At 42.1% G+C, this 15669-nt stretch carries 17 protein-coding genes; 9 read left to right on the top strand and 8 right to left on the bottom strand.

The genetic code is table 11. The features are described from left to right. Positions 1–12 precede the first annotated feature (12 nt). The gene (locus tag MF4640_RS00965; RefSeq protein ID WP_078388380.1) at positions 13–882 is read left to right on the top strand and encodes a 1-aminocyclopropane-1-carboxylate deaminase/D-cysteine desulfhydrase; all 870 of its coding nucleotides are present in this window, start codon (positions 13–15) and stop codon (positions 880–882) included. Between the two features lie 64 nt (positions 883–946). Further along, positions 947–2146 carry an NAD(P)/FAD-dependent oxidoreductase gene (locus tag MF4640_RS00960; protein ID WP_078388379.1) on the top strand — a complete coding sequence of 400 codons (1200 nt, stop codon included), beginning with the start codon at positions 947–949 and terminating at the stop codon, positions 2144–2146. Between the two features lie 21 nt (positions 2147–2167). Here MF4640_RS00960 and MF4640_RS19365 read toward each other — a convergent pair whose 3' ends face one another. The 4 genes from MF4640_RS19365 to MF4640_RS00945 all read right to left on the bottom strand — a co-directional run bounded on the left by MF4640_RS19365 (position 2168) and on the right by MF4640_RS00945 (position 4888). Further along, the gene (locus tag MF4640_RS19365; RefSeq protein ID WP_005399953.1) at positions 2168–2320 is read right to left on the bottom strand and encodes a hypothetical protein; all 153 of its coding nucleotides are present in this window, start codon (positions 2318–2320) and stop codon (positions 2168–2170) included. Between the two features lie 167 nt (positions 2321–2487). After that, positions 2488–2679, bottom strand: coding sequence for a hypothetical protein (locus MF4640_RS00955; RefSeq protein WP_078388377.1), 192 nt, complete (start codon positions 2677–2679; stop codon positions 2488–2490). A gap of 60 nt (positions 2680–2739) precedes the next feature. Next, positions 2740–4446: a mechanosensitive ion channel gene (locus MF4640_RS00950; protein WP_078388375.1), complete on the bottom strand. Its 1707-nt coding sequence runs from the start codon at positions 4444–4446 to the stop codon at positions 2740–2742. 163 nt (positions 4447–4609) lie between these two features. Further along, a complete protein-coding gene (locus MF4640_RS00945) occupies positions 4610–4888 on the bottom strand; it encodes a hypothetical protein (RefSeq protein WP_078388374.1) in 279 nt (92 codons plus the stop codon). A 287-nt stretch (positions 4889–5175) separates the two neighbouring features. Here MF4640_RS00945 and MF4640_RS00940 point away from each other — a divergent pair, with 287 nt between their 5' ends. The 5 genes from MF4640_RS00940 (at position 5176) to MF4640_RS00920 (ending at position 9347) form a co-directional block, all read left to right on the top strand. Then, entirely contained in the window at positions 5176–5598 is a 423-nt protein-coding gene (locus MF4640_RS00940; protein WP_004694572.1) for a hypothetical protein, read from the top strand. Positions 5599–6167: 569 nt separating this feature from the next. Continuing rightward, positions 6168–7112 (top strand): transporter substrate-binding domain-containing protein, encoded by a 945-nt coding sequence (locus MF4640_RS00935; RefSeq protein ID WP_010326225.1) that lies wholly within the window; start codon positions 6168–6170, stop codon positions 7110–7112. A 68-nt stretch (positions 7113–7180) separates the two neighbouring features. Further along, on the top strand, positions 7181–7924 hold the full coding sequence (locus tag MF4640_RS00930) for an amino acid ABC transporter permease (RefSeq protein WP_004981232.1): 744 nt from the start codon (positions 7181–7183) through the stop codon (positions 7922–7924). Then, a complete protein-coding gene (locus MF4640_RS00925; protein WP_005399959.1) occupies positions 7924–8607 on the top strand; it encodes an ABC transporter permease subunit in 684 nt (227 codons plus the stop codon). Before MF4640_RS00930 ends, MF4640_RS00925 begins: the two co-directional genes overlap by 1 nt. Before the next feature lie 14 nt (positions 8608–8621). Further along, the gene (locus MF4640_RS00920; RefSeq protein WP_171253719.1) at positions 8622–9347 is read left to right on the top strand and encodes an amino acid ABC transporter ATP-binding protein; all 726 of its coding nucleotides are present in this window, start codon (positions 8622–8624) and stop codon (positions 9345–9347) included. A 62-nt stretch (positions 9348–9409) separates the two neighbouring features. Here the strand turns inward: MF4640_RS00920 and MF4640_RS00915 are convergent, their stop codons facing one another. Beyond that, positions 9410–10132, bottom strand: a complete 723-nt coding sequence (locus tag MF4640_RS00915; protein WP_078388439.1) for a carbonic anhydrase — start codon at positions 10130–10132, stop codon at positions 9410–9412. Positions 10133–10856: 724 nt separating this feature from the next. Between MF4640_RS00915 and MF4640_RS00910 the strand changes: the two genes are divergently transcribed. Beyond that, positions 10857–12044, top strand: coding sequence for an ammonium transporter (locus tag MF4640_RS00910; RefSeq protein WP_078388373.1), 1188 nt, complete (start codon positions 10857–10859; stop codon positions 12042–12044). A gap of 69 nt (positions 12045–12113) precedes the next feature. Here MF4640_RS00910 and MF4640_RS00905 read toward each other — a convergent pair whose 3' ends face one another. Further along, a complete protein-coding gene (locus MF4640_RS00905) occupies positions 12114–12806 on the bottom strand; it encodes an HAD family hydrolase (protein WP_078388371.1) in 693 nt (230 codons plus the stop codon). 164 nt (positions 12807–12970) lie between these two features. On the opposite strand from MF4640_RS00905, the gene MF4640_RS00900 reads away from it, so the two are divergent. After that, the gene (locus MF4640_RS00900) at positions 12971–13681 is read left to right on the top strand and encodes a phosphatase PAP2 family protein (RefSeq protein WP_078388370.1); all 711 of its coding nucleotides are present in this window, start codon (positions 12971–12973) and stop codon (positions 13679–13681) included. On the opposite strand, the gene MF4640_RS00895 is transcribed toward MF4640_RS00900, so the two are convergent. Next, positions 13671–14987: an ATP-binding protein gene (locus tag MF4640_RS00895; RefSeq protein ID WP_078388369.1), complete on the bottom strand. Its 1317-nt coding sequence runs from the start codon at positions 14985–14987 to the stop codon at positions 13671–13673. The two genes, MF4640_RS00900 and MF4640_RS00895, sit on opposite strands and share 11 nt — an antisense overlap. Position 14988: 1 nt before the next feature. Next, positions 14989–15669, bottom strand: a complete 681-nt coding sequence (locus tag MF4640_RS00890; RefSeq protein WP_004694591.1) for a response regulator transcription factor — start codon at positions 15667–15669, stop codon at positions 14989–14991.

The raw sequence follows: 15669 nt of genomic DNA, 5'->3' as shown, positions 1-15669 counted from the left end.
GATAAAAGTCCTATGTTTGAACAGATTGCGCAGTCCATTCCCTATCAGCACATCAGTGTTGGCGGGATCAATATCAGCATCAAACGTTTAGACTTGGTCCATCCACACATTTCAGGCAATAAATTTTTTAAACTCAAATACAACCTGTTGGCAGCGCAGCAACAAGGCTATAAAAAACTGCTGACTTTTGGCGGTGCCTATTCCAATCATATTGCCGCCACGGCCTATGCAGCGCAGTTATTTGGTTTTGAGAGTCTGGGCATTATTCGGGGCGAAGAACTGGCCTGTAAACCCCTGAATACAACTTTAAATACAGCACAGCAATTCGGCATGCAGTTGCAGTTTGTGACGCGAGAAGCCTATCGGCAAAAGCAAAGCCCAGCCTACTTAGCACAGTTACAACAAGATTATCCTGATTATTATGTGATTCCCGAAGGCGGAACCAATCCCCTTGCCATTCAAGGCTGCACAGAAATTCTCTCTGATGAAGATCGACAAAATTTCGATCTGATTTGTTGTGCCGTGGGGACGGGTGGCACCATTGCGAGTCTGATTGAAGCCAGTCATTCACAGCAGCACGTTTTGGGTTTCTCTGCACTCAAGGGCGATTTTTTGAGTCGAGAGCTAGAGCAACTGACTGAAAAACGGAATTGGCAAATTACCGATCAATATTGCTGTGGTGGTTATGCCAAAACTAATACTGAGTTATTGCAGTTTATCCATGCTTTTGAACAGCAATATGACATTCCACTGGAACAGATTTACACAGGCAAAATGCTGTTGGGCTTAAGCGATTTAATTCAACAAGGTACATTCCCTGCAGGTCATCGTATTTTGGTGATTCATTCAGGTGGGTTGCAAGGTCGTTTAGCTACGCTTTAGATAGTCCTGAAAAAGCAAAAAAGATGGTCTATAATGCCCTGCTTTATTCTCCCGTGAGTGTGTCATGTCCGCAAATCAATATGATGTCTTAGTTTTAGGTGCAGGTGCATCTGGCTTAATGACAGCCTATATGGCAGCTCAACGCGGACGTAAAGTGGTGGTGGTAGAAAAAGCCAACAAAGTCGGCAAAAAAATTCTCATGTCGGGTGGGGGTAAATGTAACTTTACCAACCTCTATGTCGAGCCAAGCAACTTTATTTCACATAATCCGCATTTTGTGATTTCAGCCCTCACTCGTTATACCAATTGGGACTTTATTGGGATGGTTTGTGAGTATGGTATTGAATATGAAGAGCGTAAACACGGACAGCTGTTCACCCTAAAAGGTGCCAAAGAAATTTTAGCTATGCTGTTGAGCGAGTGTGAAAAAACAGGTTTAGTGGACATTAAAACCACTTGTGAAGTAAAAGCCATCACTGCATTCGATCAGCAAGGTTTTCAAATTGCCACGACACTAGGGTATTTTGAAGCCGAATCTGTGGTGATTGCATCGGGTGGTTTATCTATTCCGACCTTAGGCGGTTCAGGCATTGGCTATGAAATTGCAAAGCAATTTGGTCACCATGTATATCCAACTCGCGCAGGTTTGGTGCCTTTTACCTTTTCAGATAGCTTTAAAGAAGTGACCACACGCTTAAGTGGCAACGCGGTCGATGCGACTTTATCAAATGACTTAAACGCTTTCACTGAGGCCCTTTTATTTACCCATCGTGGACTCAGTGGGCCAAGCTCGCTACAACTGTCGAATTATTGGGATGTAGGACAAAGCTTCAAAATTGACTTCTTGCCAAGCGTGGATTTGCAAGACTACTTAAAAGCCAAGAAACACAGCCAACCCAAAGCCCTGCTTCGCACTTTACTGGGTGAACATTTCCCGAAAAGTGTGGTGGTTGAACTGCAAAACCTCATTTGGCCTGAATTGGCTGAAACAGCGATTGGCCAACTGTCGGATGAAAAACTGGAGCACATTGCAACACGCTTGCATGCGTTTGAAGTCAAACCATCAGGAACTGAAGGCTACCGTACTGCTGAGGTGACTTTAGGCGGTGTAGACACCACTGAAGTTTCATCGAAAACCATGGAAAGTAAAAAGCAAAAAGGCTTGTACTTTGTCGGTGAAATATTGGATGTGACAGGACATTTGGGTGGTTTTAACTTCCAATGGGCATGGTCATCTGCGCATGCCGCATCAGAATATGTCTAAACCATCTGCTTAAATGATAAATTATTCTAAATAATCAGTGCGTAGCAGTACGCACTGCTTTTGCTTCCGCTGACGGGCAAGTGCTAAGTCCATTTTCGCAATGGCAATATGGACATGGCTCGGCTGGATCACTGAACGTTTCGCCATCAATGTTTTTTTTAATATTTGTATCATCTGTTTTTTCCTTTTTAAACTGCAATTTATAAAAATAAATCGTGAAATGTCCATGCAGCTATCACAAAAGTATAGGCATGTAAGTATTTCTAATTTATGAAATATCCATATTCCACATGCATCAAACATACCAAATTAAATTTCATTCCACACTATAGACTTTTGTATTATTTTTCATCAGATTCATCCGCATCACGGCCTTCAGTTGCCGCAGTGGGTATTCTTTCAGCATTAGCGTGTGTTGTTGTATCGATCTTCGGTTTTGCAAAGACAAATTTATAAGCACTCACAAAAAATCCAACCGTAATACCCGCAATGATGATTGGGGCAAAATATTTATTTGGGGCTTTTTTTGACATCAGTTTACTCCAATAAAAAACACCAACCGCCATCAGCGGTCGGTGTTTAGTGTGATTAATTTAGTCTGGATCTTTGGGGTGAACGTCAATATCTTGTTCAGCTTCACCCGTTGAACCAAAAGGTTTATTTAAAGGTTTATGCGCAGGATCGACCTCTGCTGTAGTGGGAATATCATCTGCATGTTGATATTCCTCTGCAACCGTTGGTGTATCCATTTGCTCTTTCAGTGGGGCATGCTCTTCTTTGCCTTGTGCTGATTGTGTGCTTTCAGCTTTGGCCTGATAAAGTGGATTCGGTTGCGTACCTTCTTTTTTGGCTTTATCTAACAAATCGGTCAAAACCCGTTCCGCAGGTTGACGCCCACCGAGACCAAAAGCCAGTGCAAAAGCAATAGCAACCGCACCAAGCGTTAAGCCAAAGGCCAAATTCACAATCGAATCTGCGATACCCATTGCACGCAAGCCCATCGCCAACACTAAGCCAATGATCAAGACACGAACAATGTTCGCCACCCAACGAGAACTGTTGTATTCACCACGCTCAATCACCTGTGCAATCAAGTTCGCCAGCCAGAAGCCCACGCCCAGAATGACTGCACCTAATAGGATGTTTGCACCAAACTGGATAAACATCGCAATCAAACCACTGATCTGTTCAAAGCCGAGTCGATTTGCTGCTTCAGAGACCGCAAATAGCATGGTAAAGAACACAATGAAATAACCCACGACGCAAGACGCTTTGGTGTTTCCTAAGAAACGTTGCAAGCCAACTTTGTTTGGAATGTCATCTACACCTGTTCCCGACAAGACTTCAACCACAAGACTTGCGACAAAACGTGACACCACATAGGCCAAAATTAAAATTAATGCCGCTGCAATGATGTGCGGAATTGCATTCATGATTTCATACAGCATGGCCGTCGCTGGTTGAGAAATTGCATCAATGCCTAAAGCTTCAAACGCAATAATCAGCGCTGTGATAATAACCATTGCAAAAACAAAAGATCCGAGCACTTTAGCCAAATCTGAGTTTTTAAACAGTCCTACTTTTTCAACCTGTTTTTGTACATCTAGGCTTCTCAATAAGCCCTCAATAATGCCCCGTACAATTTTGGCTAGAATATAACCTGCAAAAACAATTACACCCGCAATAAAGATATTTGGTAGATACAGTACGGCTTCATTGACCATATTTTGGATCGGAAAGAGCAGCCCAGTCAGACCGAGTATCGACAAAACAATGGGTAAGAATAGTAATAAAATCAGCCAATAGACAATTTCACTAATGTTTTGACTCAGCGTACTGACTCCGACATCCTGACTGAGTTTTTCATCTAACTGAGTCCGATCCAATCCTTTTTGTAAACCCACTTTGACCAGCTTTGCCACAATCCAGCCAATAAAGCCCACAGCAACAGCAGCCAACAGTTGTGGAATAAACAACAAGAACTGTTGAACCATATTACTAAATGGCCCACTTACACTGGTGAGATTGAGAACATTGAGTGCACCGATCACCGCAATAATCAAGATGAGCCAAAACACAACTCGAGAAATAATATTTTCAATATTCGAGCGATGGCCAGTAGCACTGGAAAGTTTTTGGTTGGTCCCGAGTTTGGTTAAAACCTTTTTCACAGCACCTGCAATCAATAATGCAATAATCCAACCAATGATCAGGATGGCGATTGCGGACAGGATTGGGTGAAACTGGTCCCAATAATACATCGCATCAAATCGACCCTGATGCCCTACATAATCATTCATTTTGTTCTCCCTCTTGTTGTGTCTACATCACAGCGACCTTTGCTCAACTACAGATTTTAGTTTTGAAGTGATTGTCTGCCATGAGGTATGAATGAGAAATGGAATACCTTTTGATGACTGCTAAAGAAAAAACCCCTGTACATTACAAGGGCTTTAGTCACATTTAGCGGTCAGTTGCAGTCGCCGTATTGCTATCGTTGGCTGTCGCTTCGTCACCTGCTGTTGCAGTGGTGCTATTATTCGGTGTTGCAGGCTCTGCGCTCGGATTCGGATGACCTGGAGGCGCCTCAGTCGGATTTGGCTTGGTATCTGCAAACATATAAAATAATAATGCGATTAAGAAAATTCCGACCAATGCCAATATATACACGGGCACGCGTTTTTTCTTCTGCCGCTCCTCTGGCGTTTGTACATGGGACGGTTTATTGAAATCATGTGGCATAGCTCCCCCTCAATTTTCTATTATCAAGTTGTCGAATTCTCATACTAACAACTGCTTGTGTAGCATTGTGTTTCAAAGCATAGTGAGATAGTAAACAAGCGCTTTATCTTAAGATAAATTATTATTTTATAAGACTTTAAAAATACTCATTCATCTGTCAATTCAGTGTTAAAAGTCATATAAAAAGTATTTCACCTAGGCATAGACAAAAAGAGTCTGGCGAACAGCGCTCTTCAACTGAATTTGCGCTATAATTATGCACCTTGTTTTAGCTGTTTTTGGACTTTATGGCATATCGTCAACAAAGTGTAACGCTTGATTTAGACACTGATGTTACGCACCAATGTCATTTGCACTACACGCGAGACCAACATCTTATTGGTATTATTGAATTTTCTAAGCCTAGTTATATTCTAAAATGGGGCGATCTGGAGTTTTTCCGTCGTCGTACTGAAGAGTTTTCAGTGATGCCTTTTCCTGAATGTGTCAATGCCATGATTATTGACATTCGAAATGTGCAAGCCTTTTTAGACAATGAAACACCCATCATTCCTTGGCGCTTACTGGAAGAAGAATGTCCAGTGCGTTTAGTTGTACCTCAAGACCGTTTAGATCACTATATTGGACTGTTTGAGCCAACATGGCTGACGACTGATATTGAAACGGCTATTTCTGAAATCCGTGAATATATGGATATGTTTGTGCACTAAGCACTTCTTGATACACATCTGCTCATCTCCTCCCCTTGCGATTGTGCCCTGTCATTTGTTCATAACGTACAGTCGCTTTTATTTTTTAGTTTTTAATCTTCTGCGGAAAACGTAGGACAGTAAACCGAATCTAACAGACTTTTATATACTGCGTCATAAAACGGATCATCTTCAAAATAAAGCACTTTTCTTTGCTATTGCTGTTTTAGCATGTTCTAAACGAACAAAATCCATTCTGTCATGCATCCATAACGAAACGCATAGCCAACCTTGCGGCATTAGACATTAGCCTAATAAAATAAATTATGAAACTTGAAATGGCACGCATTGTGCATAATTTTCTTTTTAATATCAGAGGAATATAGCGATGCACTCATCTCATGCATTATTAACAAAATATTAAAAATCCCACTTGAGCAGCAAAAGCAATCTCGATTAAGATGCAGACTAAGCTGTAAAAAAAAACACCATAAAAAGAACATCTTTTGCACAGAATAAAGCTTTAACCCAATTCTGACGTTTTTAATAAAAACAATGCAATTGATGCTGCAAACAAAAGGAGTTTGTACATGACCATGCAACGTAATCTTTCTGCCCTATTTTGTGCAAGTGCACTTGCGCTGAGCCTCAGTGCATGTAGCGACAACAAAGCACCTGCAACGGATGCAGCTAGCACTGGCGCAGATGCTTCACAGTCAGGCACTTTAGATAAGATTAAAAAATCAGGAACCATTGTTTTAGGTTACCGTGACTCCTCTATTCCATTCTCCTATATCGCAGACAACCCAAATCAACCTGTCGGTTATGCACATGATTTACAGCTCAAAGTGGTTGAGGCTGTTAAACAAAAGCTGAATATGCCTGATTTGAAAGTTCGCTATAACTTAGTCACCAGCCAAAACCGTATTCCATTGGTTTCAAATGGCACAGTCGATCTTGAATGTGGTTCAACTACAAACAACAAAGAACGCCAGCAACAAGTTGATTTTTCTGTGGGCTTCTTTGAAGTGGGTTCACGTTTACTTACTGCAACCGATTCAGGTGTGAAGGATTTTGCTGACTTAAAAGGCAAAAAATTAGTAACGACAGCAGGGACAACCTCTGAACGCTATATCCGTCAGCATGAAAAAGAACTCGGTATTGGTGAAGTGATTTCTGCCAAAGACCATGCTGAATCATTCTTGATGCTCCAGAGTGGTCGTGCTGCTGCGTTTATGATGGATGACATTTTACTTGCTGGAGAAAAATCGAAAGCTAAAGATCCAAACAAGTGGCACATTGTTGGTACAGCACCAATTCAAGAAGTTTATGGCTGTATGTTGCGTAAAGGTGACACAGGCTTTAAGCAAGTGGTTGATGATGCAATTAAAGCCACTTATAGCTCAGGTGAAATTAACAAGATGTACAACAAATGGTTTGAACAACCAATTCCACCGAAAAACATTAACCTGAACTTTGCTATGTCAGACCAACTTAAAGCCTTAATTGCAAACCCACATGACCGTGATCAGTAAACGATAAGGGAAAGATTAATGTTCACTCAGGCAAAGTTTCTTTGCCTGACCTATTTTAGGGGATTGTCATGAATTATACCTGGAACTGGGGCGTCCTTTGGCAATCCACAGGCGTCGGAGATAGCACCTATCTCAGTTGGATTTTAATTGGTTTAGGCTGGCTGGTTGTTATTGCCATTGTGGCTTGGAGCATTGCAATGGTGCTCGGAAGTATTCTCGGCATTATGCGCACGCTTCCCAATAAAACCGCACGTGCCATCGGCACTGGCTACGTCACCATTTTTCGTAATGTACCGCTACTGATCCAATTATTTATTTGGTTTTATGTGGTGCCGAATTTCTTACCTGGCCCGATCAAGTCATGGTGGATTAACGATTTAAGTGCAGGAACAACAGCGCTGATTTCAGCCAGTATTGGTCTGGGACTGTTTACCGCAGCACGTGTCTGCGAACAAGTCCGTACAGGCATTGAAGCCTTACCTACAGGACAGGTCAATGCAGGTTATGCCATGGGTTTTAGTACCGCACAGCTATACCGCTATGTCATTTTACCGCAGTCCTTCCGTACGATTTTGCCGCCTCTGAGCTCAGAGTTGACCAACTGCGTCAAAAATACTTCTGTAGCCTCTTTAGTTGGGGTCTCCGAGATTATTTCGCAGATGAAAACCATCAGCGAATATACGCAGAACACCATCGAAATCTATACCTATGTCACGATTATTTTCATCGTTATCAACGTGTGCTTAATTACCTTAATGACGCTGCTTGAAAAACGTTTGCGTGTCCCAGGTTTAATTGCAGGAGCTAAATAATGGAATGGCTCACCGCATTTACCCATGATTTGCAGTTATCTGCACCCGCCCTATGGCATGGTTTAAGTATCACTTTAAAAGTGGTCATCATCGCCACCATTGGTGGTATTTTCATTGGCACGCTGTTGGCACTAATGCGTTTGTCTTCAATTCGCATCTTGAATTTAATTGCCCAAGGCTATGTCAATTTATTTCGCTCGATTCCTCTGCTGTTGGTATTGATGTGGTTCTACTTTGCTGTACCGTTTATCTACACCACAGTCACTGGAAATTACCTGACCATTGATACCGCTTTGGTCTCAAGTATTGTGGCGTTCATGCTGTTTGAAGCCGCTTATTTCTCGGAAATTGTACGTGCAGGGATTCAATCGATTCCTAAAGGACAGTCTGCCGCGGCTTATGCACTAGGCATGACCTATGGTCAGTCCATGCGCTTAATCATTTTGCCGCAAGCCTTTCGTAAAATGACACCGCTGCTGTTACAGCAAACCATCATCTTGTTCCAAGACTCGACCATGGTGTACGCCATTGGCCTACTCGACTTTTTCCGCACCAACTACGTGCGGGGCGATTTGATGTCTCTATTAACGCAATATATTTTATTTGCAGGCCTAGTGTATTTCACCATCAGTATGCTAGCCACATATGCAGTAAAACGATTACAAAGGAGGTTAAGCGTATGAGCGACCAAAAAGTAATGATTGACCTCCAAAATGTCAGTAAATGGTATGGCGATTTTCAAGTATTAACCGATTGCACCACACAAATTTGCCAAGGTGAAGTGGTGGTGGTCTGTGGTCCATCCGGCTCAGGCAAATCGACCCTGATTAAAACAGTGAATGGACTGGAAGATTTCCAACAAGGTCAAATCACAGTCGATGGAATTCCCATCAAAGACCCGAAAACAGATTTGACCAAATTACGCAGTCGCGTAGGCATGGTGTTTCAGCATTTCGAGTTGTTTCCACATCTCAGCATTACTGAAAATTTAACCATTGCCCAAATTAAAGTATTGGGACGCTCTGAAGCTGAAGCGAAAAAGAAAGGCTTAGGCTATTTAGAACGAGTTGGGCTGAGTGCACATGCACATAAATTTCCAGCACAACTTTCAGGTGGACAACAACAACGTGTCGCAATTGCCCGTGCCTTAAGCATGGATCCGATTGCCATGTTGTTTGATGAGCCGACATCGGCACTTGACCCTGAAATGATTAATGAAGTTCTTGATGTGATGGTCGAGTTGGCACATGAAGGCATGACCATGATGTGTGTCACCCATGAAATGGGCTTTGCCCGCCAAGTGGCCAACCGTGTGTTGTTTATGGATCAAGGTAAAATTGTCGAAGACTGTAGCAAAGATGATTTCTTTAACACCAAACGTGGCGATCGCGCTCAACAGTTCTTAGACAAGATCTTGCACTAGCATAGACGTGTTATCCCACATTAAAAAAGCAGATCGTGTGATCTGCTTTTTTAATTCACGCTCTAGTCTAAAACCAAGCGCGCATTGGTGGCTTGAACAGGACGATTATTCGGATACCCCATCAGTGCAGCGAAGTTTGAAATTTGCTGTGCTGATGCCTGCTGAATATCTTTTAAGACCACCCAACGTACACCTTCAGTACACGGTGGTGTCGTGAGCGAACCATTAAAGCGGTAGTACTCGCGATGTGTCGGCAGAAATTGATCTGCGTTTAAATTGAATACTTTCTGGGGTTGCCTGTACTGCTGCCACAGTCCATCAAGTGCTTGATTCTTTTTCCCTTGTTCATACATCATCGCAATCACAGCCAGCTCGCCTTTTTCAGAAGCATGGACTAAATGTAATTCCATCGGAAAGCTTTTGCCGTGAACCGTATTTTCTGAAGGGCTATGTAAATGCATTTGCAATAATTGAAATCGTTCTCCCTCTAAACTTAAATAACTGCCTTGATGAAAATTGGCTTGTAAAGTATGAGGGAGCTTCACGATACTCGTTGCAGCAGTTTTATAATCAAAATCAAGTGGCGCAAGGTCTGCTGAAATCACATGCTCAATATTAATGGGTGATTGATTATGCCCCGCACAAGTTTGGTATTTGGTGTTGAGCTGGCTCCAATACTGCGGTGCTGTTTGTGCTTGATAACCCCAATCCGAAGTTACTTCACTACTGGCCCAAGCCATCACACATGGGAGAGCAAACAATGTTGCTATTAGTTTTTTCTTCATCATAATCCATCAAAAAATATCAGTTAAAACGCCCCAATATCCTCTAAGAAATCACGCTCAAGCAGCAAAACCTAAAATGCCAATTCTGCCTGCTTGTCTTTGTTTTTTGTGCAAACTCTGTAATCATAACTTTTCAGCAAAAAGCCAATATTGCCCGACTATTTTGTCTCGTTTTAGATGTAAAACGATGAAATAGGACTGATCATATATGACAATAATTACAATTAATTACATATAGTTATGTGATTATTCATGTTTTATCCGTGATAAATTAAAATAAGAATGAGAAAATACAATGGTGTTTAAAAACTTTCACTGATGCACAATCAGCACGCACATTTCATGGCATGAGCGTTCCAAAAGAGAACAAAGCAACGGAGACTCGGCTCACAATAGCTGCTAACCGAATTTTTTTATCATTTTTTTGTGTTGCTACTTTTTGGGTTTCACTCAAAAGATAAACTATACACCTGTATATTTAAAATAAAGAAACTTAGATAAACATAGTATATTCATAAACTTAATATTAACTTATATTTTAACCCATGCACCACTGCAATGCACAAACACCATCATGGTGCATAGTTTTGCTTTATATCGAGTCTTATTATTTTTAAGCAAAACTTAATCAATATTTCCTTTTTGCTGAAATCTTCACGAAATTACAAGCATCAGTATACTGGGTTTCTTTTTGCAAAATTTTGCACTCAAATGGAACCCAAACATGCAAAATATTGACTTACTTTTTCTTCTTCTTGGTGCGGTTTTAGTCCTTGCCATGCATGCAGGCTTTGCTTTTTTAGAACTAGGGACAGTTCGTCATAAAAACCAAGTCAATGCTTTAAGCAAAATTTTAACGGACTTTTCACTTTCTGCAATCGCCTACTTCTTTGTAGGTTACTATATTTCCTATGGAAACCATTTTTTCCATATTGGGGATACCTTAGCAGCCGATCATGGTTATAACCTGATGCGCTGTTTCTTCCTGCTCACTTTTGCAGCCGCAATTCCAGCGATTATTTCTGGCGGTATTGCCGAGCGTGCTAAAATGCGCTCACAAGCGATTGCAACCGTGTTATTGGTGGCCTTGGTTTATCCTTTTTTTGAAGGGATCGCGTGGAATGGCAACTTTGGTTTACAGCAATGGCTACAAGACACTTTCGGCGCAAGTTTCCATGACTTCGCAGGTTCCGTGGTTGTACATGCTATGGGAGGCTGGATAGCTTTGGCTGCGGTGGTTTTACTCGGTGCACGTGATGGTCGCTACAAGAAAGATGGTCGTGTCAGTGCGCATCCTCCTTCGTCTATTCCTTTCTTGGCTTTAGGTTCATGGATTTTGATCGTGGGTTGGTTTGGCTTTAACGTGATGAGTGCACAACGTTTAGATGCAATTTCAGGACTGGTCGCGATTAACTCACTTATGGCCATGGTTGGCGGAACCTTGGCAGCCAACTTCGCAGGAAAAAATGACCCGGGCTTCTTACACAATGGGCCTTTAGCGGGTCTCGTTGCAATTTGCGCAGGTTCGGATGTCGTACATCCGATTGGGGCATTGGTGATTGGCGCCATTGCTGGACTGATTTTTGTCAAACTTTTCACCTACACCCAAAACAAGCTGAAAGTCGATGATGTACTCGGTGTATGGCCTTTGCACGGCGTATGTGGTGCCTTTGGGGGACTTGCAGTCGGGATCTTTGGTCAAAAATGGTTTGGTGGTTTAGGCGGTGTTGCGATGATGTCACAGCTGATTGGTACGCTATTGGCTATTGGTATAGCTGTTGTTGGTGGATTGGTAGTCTATGGCGCTTTAAAAGCCACGATGGGCATCCGTTTAAGCCAAGAAGATGAATTCCGCGGTGCAGATTTATCCATTCATAAAATCTCTGCCAACTCAGATGACAGTATGTTCTAAACACATTTCCACTTTAATGCGGCTCACATGGGCCGCTTTTTTATTCGTATTCAAAATTATAAGGGGCTTTTAGCTTTCTAAATAATCAAAAATCTCGGACAATGCCGTGATATTCGGTGCAGTCATCTGTACTGAAGGAACATGAAAGCCTGATAGCCACAGCGCTTGCATTCCTGCCTGCTGCGCACCTTGTACATCATTAATAGGATGATCTCCTATAAATAAGCACTGCTCCACATCAACAGCCAACTGCTGAGCGGTGTCAATAAAAATATCAGCTTGGGGTTTGGCTTGACCAAACAATCCAGAGCTATTGATCACATCAAAATAATGCTGAAAGCCCAAGCCATTTAATATAGACAGCCGTGTGGAATGACCGCCATTTGAAATAATGGCGAGTTTATATCCTGCTTGCTTTAGATGGGTCAGTGTTTGCTCAGCCTCAGGCATTGCCACAGCGCTGCAACCAAACTGTTCAAACCAGAAATTGCTTAACGCTTCTAAATGTGGAGGCACCTGCCAGTTTAATTCTTTTAGCAACGCATAAGCCACAGAAGCACCGATACTGGGATGGGTTAAATACTTTTTTAAGGGATAACCACCATTATCAATCCGATTCACAATCGACTCAATCTGCTCCACATCAACGCAGTTAAGTTGGCTTTGATAGGTATCGACAAGGCTTTGACTAAAAACCGCAACACTTCGTCCACGATGCGTCAAAGTATTATCCAAATCAAATAGAACAGCACGTATCGACATGTTTAAACCTCATGTATTTGAGAGCAAATGTAACACTGAACCGACACTTTGTATTCGCCTTAAAACGATAACCAAAGCACAGATCATGCTAAAGCAGATGAAACAGCGTTTATGTTAAGCCTCGTTTAAGCTGACGCTGTTGGAATAGCGCTTATTTTCAGAACATGGCCTCACTTGTGTCGGATCAGCAACGTTTTTTCATCCTTCAGTTTTTTATTTTGACGCTGGGTTTTGCCGTATTGTGGCTGCTCTTCCCTGTGGCGGGCACCATCGACTTACAACTGATTCACCCCTTTATGGATCAAACTGGTCATTTTCCATTAAAGCGCGACTGGGCCTTAGCAGAACTGAATCACCGTTATGTTAAAGACATCATCATCGCGGTGTATGTAATTTATTTACTGAAATGGCTCGCTTCGTATAAATGGGCTACGTTCAAGCCCCAGCGTTGGCAAAATGGTTATTTCATTGGCTTAGTCCTCATCAGTACCAGCCTCATTGGTATTTTAAAATCACAATCTGCGCATGCCTGCCCATGGGACATGACACTGGCCACAGCACATGATTTCTTTTGGGACTTATCAGCCAGCGCAGGACATTGCTTCCCTGGAGGACATGCCGCAACAGGTTTTGCACTCTTTGTGGGATATTTCGTATACCGTCTAAATGAACCCAAACGCGCGTGGTTTTATTTGCTTGCTGCCCTGATTTTAGGCTTTGTCATGGGTTGGGCGCAAATGATGCGGGGTGCGCATTTCCTTAGTCACAATTTATGGACGGCATGGGTGATTTGGCTGGTCAATGTACTGGCATATGCGCTGTGTTATAAACAGTTTACACTGTCCAGCCCAACTCAAGCCGAAACTACAACTTAAAGATCACTTGAACTTGTAAGCCGCCCAATCCTGCACTTTGTCCAAAGTGCAGTTTGGCGCCAATTTTTTCTGCGGCTTTATCGACAATGGATAAACCCAATCCACTGCCGACTTCCAGATGGTGATGTACGCGATAGAAACGCTTTAAAATATGATCATAAAGTTCTGGCGCAATGCCCGGTCCACTGTCTTCAATTTGAACAATGGCTTGCTGATCTTGCTGATAAATGGAGACATTAATCACGCCCTGTTCAGGCGTATATTTAATCGCATTATCCAAGAGATTATAGACAATAGAATGTAAGGCTGAACTTTGAGTTTCTAGCCAAAGTTCTTCATGCTGTTCCAAGCCTAAATCGATGCTTTTGGCTAGCGCCAGCTCCATCAGTTGCTCCATACATTCAACCGCCACATCACTTAGCCCTAGCCTTTGTGTCGGTTCTAAACTTGGTAAGGAAGCATCCTGTTTCGCCAAATTGAGCAGTTGTGATACCAAATGTTGAGTCCGAATTAAGCCTAAACTTAGGTTTTTTAATGCTTGGTGTTCTGGAAACTCATGCAGCAAAATTTTCATTTGCAAATTCAGTGCTGTAATAGGGGTTCTGAGCTCATGCGCTGCGTCGGCAATAAATTGCTTTTGTTCTTTTTGCGACAGCGAAATGCGTTCAAATAAACGATTCATTTCATTAATGGTCGGAAGAATTTCCAGTGGATAACCGTCTGGACGAATCTCACTCAGTTCATATGGTTCACGCTGTGCAAGTTCCGCTTTAAACTCATCTAAGGGCTTTAGACTACGCCCAATAATCCAACTCAGTCCCCATAAAGCCAAAGGCATAAACAGTAAATATGGAATCAACATATTGGCCGCCAGCTCTAAAGCCAGCTTTTGTCTTACACTGCGCTGCTGACTGACTTGAATTTGATACTTTTCTGTTGGCAGCACATAGGTATTCCATAAGCCTTGTGCTGTATGATGAGTATAAAATCCAGCTTTTTTAACGGGTTGTATTAATAAATCAAACTCATGTTGCCGTTGTTCAGGCAGTCCATACGACCAAACATCTACAAATAAATCTTCTTCGTGATAGTGTCTGTCCGCTTCAAACTCACTCTTAATTGGAGCGGGATCATGCGCTGCAACACGCTCAGCCAAATTACGCATTTGTGCATCGAGTATCTCATTGGTCTCTTCAAGTGCAATGCGATACGCTGCAATCACCAACAAACACCCCATCACAATACTAAATAAAGAGGTATAGGTAATCAGTTGACGCTTTAAAGAAACAGGAGTCGACTTCGCCATTTTATGCTTCAACCTGCCCCAAACGATAGCCTAAACCTCGAATGGTACGGATAAAGTCTTTGCCAAGTTTGGCACGCAAATGGTGAATATAAACTTCAATGGTATTGCTGTTAATTTCCGAATCAAGGTCATAGAGCTTTTCTTCCAAATTGGTTTTGGAAAAAATTTTATTGGGATGACTGACCAAAGGAATTAAAATAGCCCATTCACGGTTCGACAAATCAATGGTCTGCCCTTTGTACTTGGCTAAGTGCAAATCTTCATCTAACTCTAGACCTGCATAACTCAAAGTCTGGCTTTGCTTTTGCTGTTTTAACGCGCCACTACGACGTAATAGTGCATGAATACGTGCCAGCAACTCATCAAACTCATAAGGCTTAATTAAGTAATCATCCGCACCATGGTTTAAACCATCGACTCGATTTTGTAACTGATCTCTCGCTGAAATAATCAGCACAGGCAAAGTCGGATAAAGCGAGCGAATATTTTTTAGGACCTGCATCCCATCCATCATCGGTAGTCCCAAATCCAACAACACCACATCAAATGGATATTGTTGTAATTGCTTTAAACCATCAAAACCATTATTGACCCATACCACATCAAACTGCTGATAACGCAGCAGCGTTTGTGTGGACTCAGCAATCATAAAATCATCTTCAATAATCAATATTTTTGACAT

Source organism: Acinetobacter sp. MF4640 (genome assembly GCF_002018895.1).
Classification (GTDB): domain Bacteria; phylum Pseudomonadota; class Gammaproteobacteria; order Pseudomonadales; family Moraxellaceae; genus Acinetobacter; species Acinetobacter johnsonii.
Note: the sequence above shows the minus strand (reverse complement) of the source record. Positions and strands in the feature narration are given on the sequence as shown.

Excerpts from the sequence above, each read along its gene's own strand:
- MF4640_RS00965 (WP_078388380.1), top strand. The coding sequence starts at position 13 with ATGTTTGAACAGATTGCGCAGTCCATTCCCTATCAGCACATCAGTGTT.
- MF4640_RS00960 (WP_078388379.1), top strand. The coding sequence starts at position 947 with ATGTCCGCAAATCAATATGATGTCTTAGTTTTAGGTGCAGGTGCATCT.
- MF4640_RS19365 (WP_005399953.1), bottom strand. The coding sequence starts at position 2,320 with ATGATACAAATATTAAAAAAAACATTGATGGCGAAACGTTCAGTGATC.
- MF4640_RS00955 (WP_078388377.1), bottom strand. The coding sequence starts at position 2,679 with ATGTCAAAAAAAGCCCCAAATAAATATTTTGCCCCAATCATCATTGCG.
- MF4640_RS00950 (WP_078388375.1), bottom strand. The coding sequence starts at position 4,446 with ATGAATGATTATGTAGGGCATCAGGGTCGATTTGATGCGATGTATTAT.
- MF4640_RS00945 (WP_078388374.1), bottom strand. The coding sequence starts at position 4,888 with ATGCCACATGATTTCAATAAACCGTCCCATGTACAAACGCCAGAGGAG.
- MF4640_RS00940 (WP_004694572.1), top strand. The coding sequence starts at position 5,176 with ATGGCATATCGTCAACAAAGTGTAACGCTTGATTTAGACACTGATGTT.
- MF4640_RS00935 (WP_010326225.1), top strand. The coding sequence starts at position 6,168 with ATGACCATGCAACGTAATCTTTCTGCCCTATTTTGTGCAAGTGCACTT.
- MF4640_RS00930 (WP_004981232.1), top strand. The coding sequence starts at position 7,181 with ATGAATTATACCTGGAACTGGGGCGTCCTTTGGCAATCCACAGGCGTC.
- MF4640_RS00925 (WP_005399959.1), top strand. The coding sequence starts at position 7,924 with ATGGAATGGCTCACCGCATTTACCCATGATTTGCAGTTATCTGCACCC.
- MF4640_RS00920 (WP_171253719.1), top strand. The coding sequence starts at position 8,622 with ATGATTGACCTCCAAAATGTCAGTAAATGGTATGGCGATTTTCAAGTA.
- MF4640_RS00915 (WP_078388439.1), bottom strand. The coding sequence starts at position 10,132 with ATGAAGAAAAAACTAATAGCAACATTGTTTGCTCTCCCATGTGTGATG.
- MF4640_RS00910 (WP_078388373.1), top strand. The coding sequence starts at position 10,857 with ATGCAAAATATTGACTTACTTTTTCTTCTTCTTGGTGCGGTTTTAGTC.
- MF4640_RS00905 (WP_078388371.1), bottom strand. The coding sequence starts at position 12,806 with ATGTCGATACGTGCTGTTCTATTTGATTTGGATAATACTTTGACGCAT.
- MF4640_RS00900 (WP_078388370.1), top strand. The coding sequence starts at position 12,971 with ATGGCCTCACTTGTGTCGGATCAGCAACGTTTTTTCATCCTTCAGTTT.
- MF4640_RS00895 (WP_078388369.1), bottom strand. The coding sequence starts at position 14,987 with ATGGCGAAGTCGACTCCTGTTTCTTTAAAGCGTCAACTGATTACCTAT.
- MF4640_RS00890 (WP_004694591.1), bottom strand. The coding sequence starts at position 15,669 with ATGTCAAAAATATTGATTATTGAAGATGATTTTATGATTGCTGAGTCC.